General features: G+C 40.7%; 18 protein-coding genes. 16 read left to right on the top strand and 2 right to left on the bottom strand.

Features of this window, described 5'->3' with window-relative positions:
- Positions 1–1439: 1439 nt before the first annotated feature.
- From ACJJII_RS13605 to ACJJII_RS13585, 5 genes are all read left to right on the top strand, one after another.
- Positions 1440–1658 (top strand): Imm32 family immunity protein, encoded by a 219-nt coding sequence (locus ACJJII_RS13605; protein ID WP_444916572.1) that lies wholly within the window; start codon positions 1440–1442, stop codon positions 1656–1658.
- Between the two features lie 116 nt (positions 1659–1774).
- A complete protein-coding gene (locus ACJJII_RS13600) occupies positions 1775–2044 on the top strand; it encodes a hypothetical protein (RefSeq protein ID WP_444912537.1) in 270 nt (89 codons plus the stop codon).
- 118 nt (positions 2045–2162) lie between these two features.
- The gene (locus ACJJII_RS13595) at positions 2163–2999 is read left to right on the top strand and encodes an alpha/beta fold hydrolase (RefSeq protein ID WP_444916571.1); all 837 of its coding nucleotides are present in this window, start codon (positions 2163–2165) and stop codon (positions 2997–2999) included.
- An 83-nt stretch (positions 3000–3082) separates the two neighbouring features.
- On the top strand, positions 3083–3502 hold the full coding sequence (locus ACJJII_RS13590) for a hypothetical protein (RefSeq protein WP_444916570.1): 420 nt from the start codon (positions 3083–3085) through the stop codon (positions 3500–3502).
- Positions 3503–3566: 64 nt separating this feature from the next.
- Positions 3567–4013, top strand: a complete 447-nt coding sequence (locus tag ACJJII_RS13585) for a hypothetical protein (protein WP_444916569.1) — start codon at positions 3567–3569, stop codon at positions 4011–4013.
- 35 nt (positions 4014–4048) lie between these two features.
- On the opposite strand, the gene ACJJII_RS13580 is transcribed toward ACJJII_RS13585, so the two are convergent.
- Positions 4049–4990: an IS110 family RNA-guided transposase gene (locus ACJJII_RS13580; protein ID WP_282931844.1), complete on the bottom strand. Its 942-nt coding sequence runs from the start codon at positions 4988–4990 to the stop codon at positions 4049–4051.
- A 532-nt stretch (positions 4991–5522) separates the two neighbouring features.
- On the opposite strand from ACJJII_RS13580, the gene ACJJII_RS13575 reads away from it, so the two are divergent.
- The 11 genes from ACJJII_RS13575 to ACJJII_RS13525 all read left to right on the top strand — a co-directional run bounded on the left by ACJJII_RS13575 (position 5523) and on the right by ACJJII_RS13525 (position 13951).
- Positions 5523–6938, top strand: coding sequence for a hypothetical protein (locus ACJJII_RS13575; protein WP_444916568.1), 1416 nt, complete (start codon positions 5523–5525; stop codon positions 6936–6938).
- A 145-nt stretch (positions 6939–7083) separates the two neighbouring features.
- Positions 7084–7254, top strand: coding sequence for a hypothetical protein (locus ACJJII_RS13570; RefSeq protein ID WP_444916567.1), 171 nt, complete (start codon positions 7084–7086; stop codon positions 7252–7254).
- Between the two features lie 57 nt (positions 7255–7311).
- On the top strand, positions 7312–7488 hold the full coding sequence (locus tag ACJJII_RS13565) for a hypothetical protein (protein ID WP_444916566.1): 177 nt from the start codon (positions 7312–7314) through the stop codon (positions 7486–7488).
- A 132-nt stretch (positions 7489–7620) separates the two neighbouring features.
- The gene (locus ACJJII_RS13560) at positions 7621–8151 is read left to right on the top strand and encodes an AAA family ATPase (protein WP_444916565.1); all 531 of its coding nucleotides are present in this window, start codon (positions 7621–7623) and stop codon (positions 8149–8151) included.
- A 105-nt stretch (positions 8152–8256) separates the two neighbouring features.
- Complete coding sequence (locus tag ACJJII_RS13555) at positions 8257–8706, top strand: ABZJ_00895 family protein (protein WP_444916564.1); 450 nt, start codon at positions 8257–8259, stop codon at positions 8704–8706.
- A gap of 80 nt (positions 8707–8786) precedes the next feature.
- On the top strand, positions 8787–9023 hold the full coding sequence (locus tag ACJJII_RS13550; RefSeq protein WP_444916563.1) for a hypothetical protein: 237 nt from the start codon (positions 8787–8789) through the stop codon (positions 9021–9023).
- Between the two features lie 1404 nt (positions 9024–10427).
- A complete protein-coding gene (locus tag ACJJII_RS13545; protein ID WP_444916562.1) occupies positions 10428–11027 on the top strand; it encodes a thiamine biosynthesis protein ThiC in 600 nt (199 codons plus the stop codon).
- A 93-nt stretch (positions 11028–11120) separates the two neighbouring features.
- The gene (locus tag ACJJII_RS13540) at positions 11121–11432 is read left to right on the top strand and encodes a hypothetical protein (protein ID WP_444916561.1); all 312 of its coding nucleotides are present in this window, start codon (positions 11121–11123) and stop codon (positions 11430–11432) included.
- Positions 11433–11958: 526 nt separating this feature from the next.
- Complete coding sequence (locus ACJJII_RS13535) at positions 11959–12228, top strand: hypothetical protein (protein ID WP_444916560.1); 270 nt, start codon at positions 11959–11961, stop codon at positions 12226–12228.
- Between the two features lie 144 nt (positions 12229–12372).
- A complete protein-coding gene (locus ACJJII_RS13530; protein WP_444916558.1) occupies positions 12373–13230 on the top strand; it encodes an AraC family ligand binding domain-containing protein in 858 nt (285 codons plus the stop codon).
- A 91-nt stretch (positions 13231–13321) separates the two neighbouring features.
- Positions 13322–13951 carry a LysE family translocator gene (locus ACJJII_RS13525; protein WP_444916557.1) on the top strand — a complete coding sequence of 210 codons (630 nt, stop codon included), beginning with the start codon at positions 13322–13324 and terminating at the stop codon, positions 13949–13951.
- 14 nt (positions 13952–13965) lie between these two features.
- Here ACJJII_RS13525 and ACJJII_RS13520 read toward each other — a convergent pair whose 3' ends face one another.
- Positions 13966–15210, bottom strand: coding sequence for a cation:proton antiporter (locus ACJJII_RS13520; RefSeq protein WP_413664988.1), 1245 nt, complete (start codon positions 15208–15210; stop codon positions 13966–13968).
- Between the last annotated feature and the right edge of the window lie 46 nt (positions 15211–15256).

Raw genomic sequence — 15256 nt, 5'->3', positions numbered from 1 at the left:
CACCTAAGCTCAATAATGTACTCACATCGCCACTATAGAAGCTAGCCGCTTAACCATCTCTCAATGATCAGTGCCAAGCAACAATACTGCACACAGCCCTGCCCTTTAGCTGCTCCACGTCCTTAACTCGGCTAAGGAGAGCCAGAACCTCTCCTTAGCCGCCTTAATACTTTGATCTGTTAAGCAGATAACCACCACATAAATTACTACTTCAAACAAAAATAGAGCCAATTTTCCCCACTAGACTTCTACTACTCAATCGTCAGTTATTCAGAGCAACTGTTCCTAGGATTCCACTCTGTTTATAGCCCACTTTCTGTATATTTTTTGCCGTTTCAACCTATCTTACACGAGGTCCAAATAAAATTAGCAAGCGCTAGCTCGTCATATTTTCGATCATCATGACCGTTATTTTCTTACTAGCGAGAAATAACGCTGAAATAGTATATAATTCAACAAGTTAAGAGCTTTCTGATATTGTTTGATAGTAGTCATGATGATCGTTTTTCCATTTGGTACGATTAGCCCAAATTCTTATAATCTTCTGATTTCACACGGAAATTGATCTCTCTCTAACTAGATTGATTCCGAGATAGCAATCAGGATAATAGTGATCAGAATGATTACTATATAAATGTTATGTGTAAGCACGAATGAAGAATATATTAGCCGGATTAATAGCCATACCACTATCGATAGTGTCGATTATTTCCTGGCCTTACATATACAATTACCACCTCTTTTCGTTGGCACAACTTAAGGATGGTATAAACATCGGCGACCAATATGTTTCGGTGATGGAAAAGTTTGAGCAGTACCAACAGGAGCATAAAGACACTGGCGAGCTACAGGTTAAATTTGAGCCCGAAAGGCTTTTTATATACCACGTAAACGCCTTTGATGATTGCCAACTTATTGTAACATTTAGTTCTACAGGCAAGGTAAGTAACATTGCATACATTGGAGATTAAACACATAACAAGGCGGTCAATGATCGCCTGCGGCTGGACCTCCTTACGCTGCGCTCCAGTCGGCCCATTACCTTGGCGTTAAGCAATAAAGCTATGGCAAATATAAAATTAATTATTTCCAAATTTGAAATTATGGCAGGATGCACTCTAATTCTTGTATCTGTGTTGGCGCATATCCATAGTTATACTTGCTTTTTATTTACAGAAGGATGTGGGATAGCCGAGGGACTGTACGCTTTATATGGCATTGTCTTCGGGTCGTCATTAACAGCCGCTGGTATTATGCTTCTTCACTTTTCAAAATGGCCTGCATGGCTAGGGCAGTTACTTCTAGTGTATGTTGCAATATTCTCGGTTACGGTGTAATAAATGCTTAATAAAGCGTGCTATGATCGCCCTTCAGGCTGGACTGCTAAAAGCGCTGCTTCGCAGCAACACGGCCCATTCACTCAGCGCTAAGCATCAAAAATGAAAATATACGGATATTCTAAGTCCTCAGGTGATGAACTACTGGAATTGGCTGAGGTAACAATTTCGGCAAATCCAGAGTGTCTAAGATCTTTGGCTACTTTTTTGGTGCATTGTGCAGAAAGTACCAATAAAAAAGGCTGCTCCTGGAAGCATGGGCACTTCGAAGAGGGCGAATCTCCACCTGTATTAGTAGTTCACAATCCATATTCGGAGTAATTTATGCTTAACAAGCTAATGAACTTCACGCACGAAGGGCGCGCGCCGGACAGTCTACGCTACGCTTCGGCTGCCGGTTATTAGAGCGTTATGTTTCAAAATGGTAAGGAGTACTTATGAAAGAGAAAGAAGGATTTTTTAAAAATCTGAATCCATACGTGGCCATTGTAATAGCTATGGTATGTGGTTTAGGTTCCCTATACTTCGGCACAAAATTAATCCCAGTATTCTTTGAAGTTGCCGAGCTAATCGACAAAGGAACACCAATTGGGGCTAAAGGCGCAGCTGTAATCGGCTTTCTCGCCATGTTTGGAGTTTTCACCTATTTTTTAGCCCTGTGGTTTCAACTGGCGCAAAAACGAGTCGTAGAGGCATTCTATGGCTAAACATAACAAGTTGCTCAATTTCGTTTCGGTCGCAAAAGACGCGGCCTGCACGGGACAGCCTACGCGTTGCTTCGGCTGCCCATTAGCAAAGCGTTAAGTTTCTATGAGGTTTTGATTAATGTTCAAATATCTATTAGCACTACATATAGCGTTACTTCCTTTGATGACATCGGCTCAAGAGCGAGAACACTTATCCGTCGAAGTTAACGGAAAGAATATAGGCTATGTATGTAAAGGTACCGGGGAATTGACGATACTGCTCGTCGCAGGTATGGGTCTGAACGTGCAATCAACATATAAAAATACATTTAGAAATATTGATCCTGCTAACTATAAGGTGTGTATGTACGATCGCGCCGGATATGGCATGAGCACTTATAGCGATCCAAAAGTTAGAACTATGTCTGAGCTAGCCGATGAGCTAACAACTCTTACTGAGAAGTTAGAATGGAACAAAGTAGTGCTTGTTCCCCATTCGTTCGGAGGCCTAGTGGCAAGAGCTTTTACCAACCAAAAACCTGAAGTTGTTAAAGGTATCGTGTTTGTAGATGCGGCACACGAAAGCTGGTATCAGGACATGAAGTCATCAATGTCACGGGAAGGCTGGAAAACCATGGAGTGGATTATGGATTGGGAGCGTAATCATCACTCTTTCGAGGATTTCGAAGAGGCTTCATCACATACATCAATTTATTCAATTCCCAGTGACTTACCTATCACTGTCATGTCTAGAGGCATTCCTCACGTCAGTATTCGGCAGACGAAAATGAGCTATAAAGATGTAGATACATACACTAAATCATGGGATCGGTCTCAAGAAAAACTAAGGGCTATCACTCGCAATGCGGAGGTAGTTACTATGATGTATGCGTCGCACCTTTTTGACGAATCTGACCCATGGATAGTTATTGAGCACATCGAGAAAATGATCTCAAAAATTGAAAACGAAACTTAACAAGTCAAGTCAAAAGGACGCCAATAAAATTGGCGCCCTTGCTTGAAGCGTTATGCGCATTGAGAATTGATAGGAGACTAGTGGTGAATGGATATGAAAGTTATCTTGATATATCAATGCTTTCTAAAGTTGTCTCTGAGTTTTCGTGGCCAGCACCCTACAAATTGGAGGATGATCTACCGGATCGTTTGATTATTGTATTTCCAAAGTGCGAACTCTATTTTAGCGTAGATGTTGATGGGGAAAGTGAAGTTAGTTTCATTTGGAATACGGGTGGCCGAGAGAACAACATTGAATTAATCGAAGCTCTAATGATTGTTGTTCCAGGCTTTGAAAGAATGAAAGAGCCATTTTCAGAGCTGAATCTTATTAATGATAGATCTTTGCCTGTTACTCCTACAGTCGTAAAAAATAATTTAAGAGATACTTGTACTGTTTTGATAGAATATTTCAGTAAGTCAATTGTGGGCGATTTTAGTTGGGCTGCGAGATACAGCGCATAACAAGCACATGCAATCTGACCTCCGGCCACTGATTTGGGCGTTATGCATCTAAAGGAAATTCGAATTGCCCCCAGTTAGTGAAAAGCTACAATTATTAGAAGATCTTTTAAAAGCAATGCCGTGCATTGGCCGCTGCCAATTTACGTATCATGGCATTGATATTTGCGCTGAATCTAAGATTGCTGGAGCTAGTTATGAATACACATTTAAAAATAGCGCAGGTGTAGTTCTGCAATTTGTTTTTTATCCCGAGTTTAAAGAAGAGCCTGACTATTTGCTTTGCTATATCGAGAGCCCTAAATTTGAAGAAGAAGCTAATTTGGTGTCTATTCTTAAAGAGTTTGACATTAATCTCAACCTATCAAATTTAGATCAATTTCAAGGCGATTTTGGGGCTAAAGCTACGGCGTTAGTAGGTTTAATAAACCAGACGTTGGGTCGCCCAGAATTATCGAATATTCTCGTTGGCATTTCTGGTGTAAGCGTGCCGGCATTTAGTATGCGTGATTAATACATAACAAGTGACTATGGTTACTCGTCAAGTTTTTAAGCCATACTTTCATCCCAGTAGGTGTTATTTTTCACCATCGTATTCAGGATGGTAATCTGCTTTCTCATGCAGGCAATCAGAGCAACCTTTTTAGGTTTGCCAGCGTCGACTAATCGCTTGTACATCGGCTTTAGTTTGGGATGATGCTGTATGGCCGACATGATGGAAACAAACAAAACCGTTCGTACACGATGCCTTCCACCCCGAATATATCTCTTTCCCTGGAAGCTGCCGCTATCACGGTTCATCGGAGCGATACCTACAAGTGCAGCGATTTCTTTACGGTTCAATTTTCCTAGTTCGGGAAGTTCACTCATCAGCGTATAAGCCAATACATTTCCGACCCCTTTGGCACTCAACAATAGGTCGCGCCTTTGCCGCCACTCAGACACACTGTTAACCAGTTTATCCAGTTGCTTGTCGATACCTTGTAACTCTTTCTTGATGGTGTTTAGAATGGTCTGGATAGGTTTGTGTACTGATTTCGGCATCCTCTGAAGCCGATTCTTTTGCATTGTACTCATCTCTAAACACTGACTTCTTACAGCCAGTAAGTCACTGATCTCCCTAAGCTTTTCTGGCTTTAGCTCCGATAGTCTTGGCTTCATGGCCTCACCAAAATGTGCAATATCCATTGCATCTAGCTTGTCAGTTTTGGCGAGGCGCCCTGCGGATTTAGCGAAGCTTCTTATCTGTGAAGGGTTGCAAACAACAACAGGTAATCCTGCTCTGTCAGCGGCGCAAACAAACTCTAATTCGAGTCTTCCTGTAGACTCTATTAATACTCTTTGAGGTTTAAGAGGTTGTAATTGTTTAATGGCATCCTTAATGCCATTTTTATCATTGGCAACACTAAAGAATTGGCCAGTAGGTCTCACATAAATATCGAGTTGTTTACTGCTGGTATCGATACCGACATTGATCTCTTGAGGTTCCATAAGATAAGCTATCTCCGCCTTGCTATTCGGGCTCGAGGCCCACATGACTATCCGAGTTATGCCTAGTGAGTGCTTATCACGTTCATACTTGTTATCGGTCTTTTACGAACCAGCCAAGCAGCGAACTGTGATAAACAAGGCCTTCGGTGGCCGCCGAAGGTGGGTCTCAATTTACCCGTTAACGAAAAGGATTTTCAACATCAGAATCAGACAAGAGCAATCATACAAGTCAATCAACTACGTGCCTTCGGCGCCGGACAGCTAAAAGCATGGCTTCGCCACAACACTGCCGGTTATTGAGGCGTTAGGCTCAAGACTTACATTAACTACTGTGCCGCAAAATTGAATGCTTAATTAAATAATATTTGTCAAATATGAAGATGGGAAAATATGAGAGTTGATATACATACTGAAAGAAAGTATGAAAACCTAGTAGTAGAAATAATCACTGCCTTAGCAGACTCAAATAACCCTAAAAAAAATAAAAAACCTCTTACTTTCGCAAGAAATTTCCAGTTCATACGATACCGAGTTGCTTGATAAAATACTAGAGCAAAAAGAATTAGAAATTCTCGAGCACTCAAGCCAAATTAAAATTAAAGCCGAAACCAATCATTCTTGTGTATCAATAGTTATAAATCCTGAATGCCATAGTTTCTACGAGGGGATCAAAGAATCAATTTTCAAAGTTCTTTCATTTATAAAACTAGATTTAATTGAACCTCCATCAGTTTGGAAGGCATATGATTTTTCTAGAGTTATTGAGAAGAAAGAAAAATTAAAGCTTTCAAATTCGATATTTGATGAACGAAACGGAAGGTGTGATTACTTAATATTATTAGGACAATTCGATCAGGTATCAAAAGATTTTTACTATCTAGATGATGAAAAGGAAGCTTCTTTATTGTGCAGCTTAGGCATCTGTGAGCTTGCAGAATGGAGTCAAATTGAACTCTACAGTGCCACCAATCAATCAGATGGAACATCTGGAGTTAGTTCGGCAAACGAAATATCACATTTAATATCTGGTAATAATGAGTACATTTCAGTTTGCGGTGAAGGCGTTTATGATTATGATGCATTAATTATGAAAGCCGTTAAATATCAGTTAGATGAATACTTAGACTTGAACTATCCATCCAACACTCTTTGTGATTTTGCTGTAAAAGCAGGTACTGAAGGGCTTGGATTTAGCTTCTCTTTAAGTAAAGAAATTGATGTAGAAAATCTCCTTTCATTCATTAAAAAATCACCCGTAGGTGTGCTTTTTGAAGAAATATTTAAGTCTTTATTCTTATCTTTTAAATGGCAGGCTATTGATGGAGATGATATTCATGCTTTAAGCTTTCAGAAAGCTAGTGAAGATGAAGATTATTTTGAACCTAAATATTGGGGGCAACCACTTGTAGAATATCACCTTGGTGTACCTGTACATATCTTGTTAAAAGTGCTTATTTCGTACGGACTTGTTGAGGAGCGTCCAGCTGTAGGAGGTGGCAAGCCAATAAGATATATAACTATAGCAGGACTTAAGTATGGATATAATAGAAGGACAGATAATGGAGGAAATACAACCTGTTGGTATGAAGAAACTATAGAAGAGCTAAAAGATAAATATCTATCTCTCTCAAATATCGAAAAATTTAAAAGTGATATGAAAAATCATGGTATCAGTGACTCTTACCGTGAGCTGCTCACTATGACTAAGCTATTAAAGTTACATTTAAGCAGCTATACAGCAGCGCAGGTAAATAAAAAATTACTGAAATCTGGAATATTGATTGAAAAGAAAAGGATAAGTAGATCAAATAGGGGGATTAAGAAGTATAAAGCCCTTAGTGACTTAGGCTTAATGTATGGTGAAAACAGGATATCTGATTATTCTGAAGAAACTTATCCTTACTACTATTCTGATAAATTCGTGGAAATGATAAAAAAACATACATAACTATTAAAAAAATCTGATTTGCTACATATATTATATAATCAACAATTTATAGAGTATCAACCAGCCATATAACAAAAAATTCCACGGAACTGCAACTGAGGCGCAGCCCCTGAATTTGGCGTTGTAGTAATCGAGTAGAAATAATATGGAAGAAGCAATTACATACGTAAGCCTAGCAGTAGGCGTGGCAAGTTTCGCATTTGCCATCTATCAAACTAATGAGAAGAGAAAACTCAATGAGTATTTAAGAGCAAATAATTGGTTCAACTATCAGGGAATGGAAAATACTAACGGAACTGTTCAGTTGGCCAAGTAGCTTTATCTAGAACATCACAAAGATAATCTCGTTCCAGATTTACTGGATAGTCTATCCATGACCGATGCACACAGGCAAGAGCTGTTAAAGAAATCAATACGACAAATTCAGATCGCAGCGCCTTCATTAAAATCAAAAGATATTGAGCGTTGGAAAAAAGAAGGGAAGATTTCCGAAGGCAAAGAGAAGCTGTTTACCCAGTTTTCCATAGACGCGGAGTTAACTGCGCCATAACAACGCAAAGCAACCGATGTCTTACCTTATGCATTTTTTTGCACAGTTGCTGCGCCCCCTTTTTGTGCAAAAAGCACTCAAACCAAGCTGCCTTGATTGCGGTATTAGAAAACAATTGGAATAAAATAGAATATGAAAATTGCTATATCAGGTTCACACTGCACAGGAAAGACAACTATTTTAGACGATCTCGGTGGTTCGCTTGATAACTTTGAAATTATAGAGGAGCCATACATTCTACTTGAAGAGAAGGGACATGAATTCAGCGACTCACCAAGTGAAGATGATTTTATATCTCAGCTAGACTACTCCATTGAATTGATAACAAGTAGTCAGAACAATAGATTGTTTGAACGTTGCCCATTAGATTTCGTCGCTTATATAAATACTATAAATAATAACTCGGTATCACTAGAAGAATACCGTGAACAAATTCTAGAAGCGATGGAGCTAATCGACATTGTCATTTTTGTCCCGGTGGAAAATCCTGATAGAATTAGATGTCCTGAGTCGGAAAATCCAGAACTGAGAAAAGAAGTCGATATTCAACTTCAAGATCTAATATATGAATTTGAAGATTCTAGTGGCTTTCGAGTTATTGAGATTAGGGGAAATCCCAAAGAAAGAATCAAACAAATTACGTCATTTTTAGACTCAATCTGAATTTTTCTAACAGGTCGTTCCTGCTGACCCAAATCCGCCGCCGCTTCGCGTCCCTGGATTCGGTCAGCTGAACTTAGTGTTAGATTGAAGGCAAGGAGGTCAAGTATGGAAGATCAAGTCAGGCTAGGTAAATATGCTTTTCGTTTTGCAGCTATCTATTTGTTATTGTTGGTAGGCATGGCAATAGTGTTGAGCATTCTTGAAATTGACTCAAATTCAGGCGCAACAATGGGGGCACTCATGGGTTCGGCTATGGCGACAGCAATAAAATTTGTTCAGGATAATAAGCGTCCACCAACTAAATCAGAGAAGAATAGACTTGCTTTAATATCGCTACTAGCATCTTGGATAGTATCATTATTACTGATGAGCATATTACTTTTGGCGGGTAGCCCGGGTGCTGAAATACTAGAATCTATAAAATCAGTTAATCTAATGATCATCATCACTATAGTTGTAGTACTGTCACTTATTTACTTTCTCGTCCTATCATTTTCCTATGGTTACTTAGCAAAAAAACAGTATGAAGCAATGCTTAAGCAAGGAAAAATCTAACAAGTCAATCAATGTTACCTTATCGCTGTACCTTAATAGCATGGCTTCGCCATATTGAGGCATTATGACGCATACGCACTATGAGAGATAAATTCGGTGGTACAACCCTGGCTATAGCAGGCTTCTTGCTATGCATACTAACTGTCATAGATTCAATTGATGGTAGCTTTACTTATGTAAGTAAAATGAATGGTATCATCGAAATCACACTCACCCATGGTGCTCTGAATTTCTTTTTTAGTCTTTTTGTTCAGGTTTTCATTAGTTTGGCTGTGGCTGCACTCGGCTTAGGTATCTACTTTAAACCCAAGTTTTAGCCTCATAATAAAGCCATCAACCACCGTTCGCATGTGGGCTGGACGATCACTACATTGCTTCAGCTGTGCTTTATCGCTACGCTATCAGAACTAAACTAACTGCGCTCCCGACGGTTATAGGTGCTCATGAGGCTATTCATCATCTTATTACTATCCTTACCTGCAATATGTATCGCAGACACTAAGGTTATGTTTTCTTGTGAGCCCATTGAGGGTGAGACGAGCTTCCGGGTAAAAGGTTACTTTTATGAAACAGCCCAAGGCAACAATATCGGTATGGCTCATAGCTATGCCATATTTGGAGAGTTCGAAGCTATAGAAGGTTGTCGCGCCCCTTGGTATGAGAAGTTCCCACTTAGTGGCTCTACAAGTGTTAAATTCATGCTCCACTGGCGAGAATACATGCCAGATTGCATGCAGAGATTCATGATCCCTCAGGTTTCCACTACCGGCCACATGTGGGTTTCTAGAAAAGGGGAGATGAATACAAAAAGCAGAACTATTCGGGCCAATTGTCATGTCAGTAAAATTACGGAGTAAGGACCTAAAAATTTACGCAATCGAGACAAAGTGATGCGCACCTCGCCCCTTTGTAAGGCGTTGGGTGAATACACGAGAGAAGAGTGAAACTATATCCAAAAATGGAAAACCGCTTCAGGTATCCGGCGACAAAATTTATGGTCGATCAGGTACTACTGTAGGAAGAATTAAAGGCGAAAAAGGTGTTTGCCCCTGATGGACGTTGTGTCGAAACTATTGTAAATGATCGTCTCATTTTTCGTTCGACTCATAGTGAATCTATATACAGCCCTTTCGTATCAGTAAATCGTGCTGGCCCAGCCGCCTGGGATGATGAGCCAACCATACCAGATTAAACATTAATTTATGAGGCAAGTACAACTACCTATTTCTTACTAGTTATTTTCATAGCTTTAGTTGCTTCAATTATCAAAGGCTGGCAGAAAGGCTAAACACATAACAAACAGCAACCGGAACAGAACAGCCGCTCAAAAAATATGCGGGCTAGACGAGCTATGTTTCAATTCGAGCTCTCTTTTACAGATCTTTAGGCGTAGATAGTTACGCTAACACCATTCACATATCCATTTAACAATATGATAATAAAATAAAGAAATTGCTCTTTTTTACAATCGCTTATTTTTCACAACTATTTTGCTAAACTGTGATGCAACCTCGATCGCGAGGTCCGATCCTGAAAAGTAGACTTTGACACATATAATCTAAAAATTTTTGTTGGGGACGCTTACTTTCCTATGACCCGATATAAATATATAGTTAGGTTCGAGCAATCCACATATCCCAATATTTCGATATAAAATAAATAAGGCCAACCCCTATTTTTAGAAGCAAGATCCATATATAGAAAATACGAGGCATCTAACTATGAAGTTAACCAATGCGCGAAATATCCAAATCATAGCTTTTCTGCTGTTGGCGCTAGTAGTTACACAGGCACTCTTTACCATGATGTATGTTGCAGAGATTAACCCCTCACGGAAACTTTTCTGGGGGCTGGAGGGCTTGCTATTTACCATTCTTTCAGCTTTTGCTGGAGCGGCCATGGTGCAGACTAAAAACCACCATGTAGGGTGGTCCGCTATTGCATTCAGCTCTGTATTCAATGTGGTGCAAGTTAGCATTGGCGCCACTATGTTTATGCCATTTCGGGAGGTCGCTAGCCAATTAGAGACGCTTGGAGCTGCAGCGGGGGCCGTTGTGGCTTTTTCATTTATGATCTATTACGCGGCGAAATTTTTGCTGGGCTTTGCTGCTCTTATTTTTGGAGTTGCCAAAATGAATGGAAGCTCCAAAGTACTGGGAGGTTTGACTGCCTCAGTTGGCGTTATTGCAATGTTTGCTAATGCTATTTCGATTACGTTTGGACGTGATTCGTATTTACCCTCATCTGTTGCTGGAGCATCGGGTGTTCTTGCAACCTTACTCTTGGCGATTTGTCTTTTGACTATTGCCCGAGAGGACTAATATACGAAATTCAATCTAACAATCAAGTCGGGCGTGACTTCACAACAGATTGCTCGGCCGCCCATTTATGACTAATAGAAAGAGACCTTTATAGTGGATGAACTAATATATAGCAAAGAAGAGATCCTGTCGGCTCTTAGAGATATCAATGAATTCGTGGTCTCACTGGATCAAATGAATAAAGTACACCACGAGTTTGGTGAAGAGGCGTGGAAGGATGAAATTATTGATTATTTTCAGAGTGCAAGGGTAAGTGATAGGCTAGCGCAAGTACGCTCGATGCTTTCAAAACCGTTTCCGAGTGAGATTGGACCCGATGATATGGATGAGCTGGAGAGGGAAATGCAGGGGGTACAGTATTGGACTTTTAAGGAGTACCTGGCAAAGAAAAATGGCAAGGCGTAGCGTAGGGCGTTTAGCAATGCATTCGTTTACACTCCCCCGGCAAAGAATAACTCACCCCACTTTCCAGAAACCGCTTATCGAAAGCGTTAAATTTCGGTAAGGTGATCGGTTATTAATATTTAAGAAAATCGTTTCCAGCCTATCATAGGCTTTCTTAAGGAGCCATCTACAAAAAAGAGGGACATGCTCGTAATGATATTCTCAAGTAGCATCATTACACTTAACAAGACTAGTCAACGCCACCTACTATGAGGGTTGGATCTCCATTCTTGGGCTTCGAAGGCTTAAATTAAAAATTTGCCTCTTCACGGAACTCAAAATTATTGTGTTAAACGACATGAATAAAATCCGAAGAAAAACCCTAACCAAAATTACTTTAATTATTTTCCTAACAGGCATAGCTTTCTATATGTCAATTGTATTTAGGTAGAATAAACCTGTAAGTTACATTAGGAAAAATCAATTTCGAGCTTTCCCAACAGATAACTTATTAGCAGATGAACTAAAATTATTTGGGCGAGATGAATTGCTAGTCTTTATTTATATTTTCTCTGCTACAAACGATCCTGTGCTATTGGAAGCTTCTGTTAAATATGATGACTCCGAGTATTATAGATTGATCAGGTACAGACCAGGAGTTTATTCAAATGGGAAGAAATATGCCTTCGTTGAGGAGGGTAAAGGTGGTTGGTTTTCTTTGGACGGAACAATGGTTTCAAATCCTGGCTGGTACACGGGTAGGATAAAACCAGTGAGCTATGAAGTAAGAATGGGCAATTTATATTTCGTAAGGTAAATGCTTACCAAACAAAGGCACTCGATATCAAAAGTACCACTCCGAACCTCTCCACTATTCAATTGTTACACACCCATCTGTAACTTTGCCTTACCACCCTTTCTTTCTGTAAAGTAATGGTTATTTATCATACGAGGGTTATCAGTGCGAAAGGAATTCTCTAAGGCTTGGCGAAGTCCGAGTCATTGCGGCATAGAGCTTTTTCACGCCTACTTCCATAAGTTTTCCTTTGCCAAGCATTGGCATGATGAACTCGCTATTGGAATCTTCCTTTCTGGCGTAGAAAAGCTCGATTATCGCGGTGAAACAGTGACTCTTCCTCAGGGAACACTTGCTGCGCTTAATCCAGGGGAGATTCATACCGGTTTTTCCGGAAGTGACTCTGGTTGGCACTATCGTATGTTTTACTTTGACACGGCGCTCATTGAGGAAACCCTCAGGGAACACACTCTGCTGAATCAAACACCCGTACCATTTTTGAAAGGGCCACTATTGGATGATCCCGAGCTTTTTCAGCTCCTTTACAAGCTACATAGCAGTCTTGAAATGAACGCCTTATCCCTTTCAACAGACTCTCTACTCACACTGGCGATTAGCCAGCTCTTTGCCCGTCACGGCGACCAAAAGATCTACCCGAAGCCATCCTCTAACAAACAGGGAGTCTTGAAGGCCCGTGCTTATTTACAGGAAAACTGGCAAAGAAATGTGACACTGGATGAGTTGTGCCAATTAACTGGCATGAGTCGATATCAGCTAATTCGTAGTTTTAATGCCCAGTTTGGCGTTCCTCCACATCAATTCCTAATCCTCCTAAAAACCCAAAGGGCCCGCGCATTATTTCGTGCGGGAGCCCAGGTGGCCGAGGTGGCTATCGACTGTGGATTTTTTGATCAGAGCCACTTGAGTCGAAATTTCAAGCGTGCATTCGGTATCACACCTGCTCGCTACTTGAAGTCTGCTCAGCGCAATTTTGTACAAGATCCTTCCTTCTACTCTCTCTAAGCTCACCTATCTCTGGGAAAACAAAGCGCACCGTTAAACAGTGTGAGCTACTTCTCATAGCGATATCTCTTCTATGACATGAGTAATATATATGAGCTTAGAGTTTCTATTAGCCTGGTTGGCAGTAATGTTCCCATTAATTTTTAGCCCAGGACCTGCCAATATCACCTTTGCTGCAGCCGGAGCCAGCTTGGGTATTCGTCGCTCCTTACCTTTACTGGCAGGCATAGACATTGTATTTCTAATGAAGGCCTTATTGGTTGGCTTCGGATTTATGAGCTGGCTAATTCACTACCCTATGGTAATGACCATCTTACAGTGGACTGGTGCCATCTACTTAATTTACCTTGCTTACGTTTTTATAAAGCCTAATAAAGAGCCTGGAAAAACTGCCACCAAATCGGTAAGTATTTGGCAGGGAATGCTAATTCAAAGTATGAATATTAAAGCTTGGATGATAGTAATTACTATGTTCTCTGTGTTCGCACCAAAGCAAGAGGAGAGCAATGAAAGCAGTGTTATCACCTTGATTATTATGATCACCATACTCAACTTTGTGACACATTTCTCATGGATCGCTTTTGGTCGGACCTTATCGAAAGCACTTATCAGCGATAAAAATAGAAATCTGCAAAACAAGCTTTTTGCACTCAGTCTGCTTCTTGTCGCTGTGTGGTTAATTGCTGATAACCCTACCGCTATTAGCCTAAATGCTGTATGACTTGGAGACTTAGCTCAAAGGTTTAATTTATGAATCAAGCGGCCACTGGTAGTCCCCTGCACCAACAATGAGAAAAGGACCACGCCAAATACCATAGATTGAATTGTCCACCAATAGGGCAATTCAACTGGAAGAGAAAGTACCAGAGCGACCGCAATAACCCCTCGCAGCCCGCCCCAACTCATTAACAGACGCCAGGATTTCGGTATCGGGGGGCCAACAAAGCGAGTCAGAGGTGCCACTAAGAATACAGATAATGCTCTAGCTCCTAAAGCAGCCGCTGTAGCAATAAGCATTGCCAACCATTGGTGGGTAAACATCTCAAAAGTAATCACCAACCCCATAATCACAAAAATAATGCCGGTAAAAAACAGCCCCATCCACTCCCAAGTTGGACCCGCATGAATCAAATAGGTGTTATTTTGCTTACTTAAACACGCTCGAGCAACAATTGCACATATCATTACCGAAATGATACCTGATACATGAAAGATACTTTCCGCCAAATAGAAACTACCAAATGCAGCGATTACTAAAGTCATTAAAGCCGCACTGGGAGATCGTAGAAACAATATGACAAGAGTGGTTATCAAGCCAAAAATAAGCCCAATCGCAACGCCACCGAAAAATACCATGCAAAAATATAGTGTCACTGAAGTCGCGTCCAACGAAGGGGCTGCAGCCCCCATCGATGAGCTTTCAACGATACCATAGGTAGCTAGCCCTAATACTAACGAATAGAGAACTACAGCTGCAGCATCATTGAAGAGGCTCTCTCCATCCACCAAGGTTAAGAGATCTTCTCCTGTTTTTTCCTGACGCAACTTATTAACTACAGAAACCGGGTCAGTAGCCGCTAAAATAGCCCCGGTCAGCATGGCCGCCACCCAAGGAAAACCCTCAGGATGACCAATGCCGTAATAAGTAATTGCTGCAATAAGAACTGCACAAATTACCAAACCGAGTGTAGAGAATAACAGTACAGGTCCAATCCAGCGCTTTAAGACTTTGGGTTCCAACTGCCAGGCGGACTCAAAAATTAATACCGGTAAAATAACAAAGAATACCAGCTCTCTGATACTGGTTGCACGCAAACCTGTATCATAATCAATTATGGGAAGTAACAAAGCCGCCAGCACTCCTGCGACAAGGCAGCCAAGTGTATTATCAATACGTAAGATCCTTGCAATGCCCAATCCAATAACTGCAGCGGCAGCGAGATATAACCCCTGCCCTACAACAGTGACTATATCATTCACCTATCCACTCCCATTACCAGTGCATTCTAACTTCGAATATAGACAC

It is taken from the genome of Microbulbifer maximicatervae (SeqCode), assembly GCF_052467825.1.
This window is presented reverse-complemented; position numbering and strand designations above follow the sequence as displayed.

What these genes read in the sequence shown, in the direction of transcription:
- ACJJII_RS13595 (WP_444916571.1), top strand. Translation starts at nt 2,163, where the DNA reads ATGTTCAAATATCTATTAGCACTACATATAGCGTTACTTCCTTTGATG.
- ACJJII_RS13580 (WP_282931844.1), bottom strand. Translation starts at nt 4,990, where the DNA reads ATGGAACCTCAAGAGATCAATGTCGGTATCGATACCAGCAGTAAACAA.
- ACJJII_RS13565 (WP_444916566.1), top strand. Translation starts at nt 7,312, where the DNA reads ATGACCGATGCACACAGGCAAGAGCTGTTAAAGAAATCAATACGACAA.
- ACJJII_RS13560 (WP_444916565.1), top strand. Translation starts at nt 7,621, where the DNA reads ATGAAAATTGCTATATCAGGTTCACACTGCACAGGAAAGACAACTATT.
- ACJJII_RS13605 (WP_444916572.1), top strand. Translation starts at nt 1,440, where the DNA reads ATGAAAATATACGGATATTCTAAGTCCTCAGGTGATGAACTACTGGAA.
- ACJJII_RS13550 (WP_444916563.1), top strand. Translation starts at nt 8,787, where the DNA reads ATGAGAGATAAATTCGGTGGTACAACCCTGGCTATAGCAGGCTTCTTG.
- ACJJII_RS13600 (WP_444912537.1), top strand. Translation starts at nt 1,775, where the DNA reads ATGAAAGAGAAAGAAGGATTTTTTAAAAATCTGAATCCATACGTGGCC.
- ACJJII_RS13545 (WP_444916562.1), top strand. Translation starts at nt 10,428, where the DNA reads ATGAAGTTAACCAATGCGCGAAATATCCAAATCATAGCTTTTCTGCTG.
- ACJJII_RS13555 (WP_444916564.1), top strand. Translation starts at nt 8,257, where the DNA reads ATGGAAGATCAAGTCAGGCTAGGTAAATATGCTTTTCGTTTTGCAGCT.
- ACJJII_RS13525 (WP_444916557.1), top strand. Translation starts at nt 13,322, where the DNA reads ATGAGCTTAGAGTTTCTATTAGCCTGGTTGGCAGTAATGTTCCCATTA.
- ACJJII_RS13570 (WP_444916567.1), top strand. Translation starts at nt 7,084, where the DNA reads ATGGAAGAAGCAATTACATACGTAAGCCTAGCAGTAGGCGTGGCAAGT.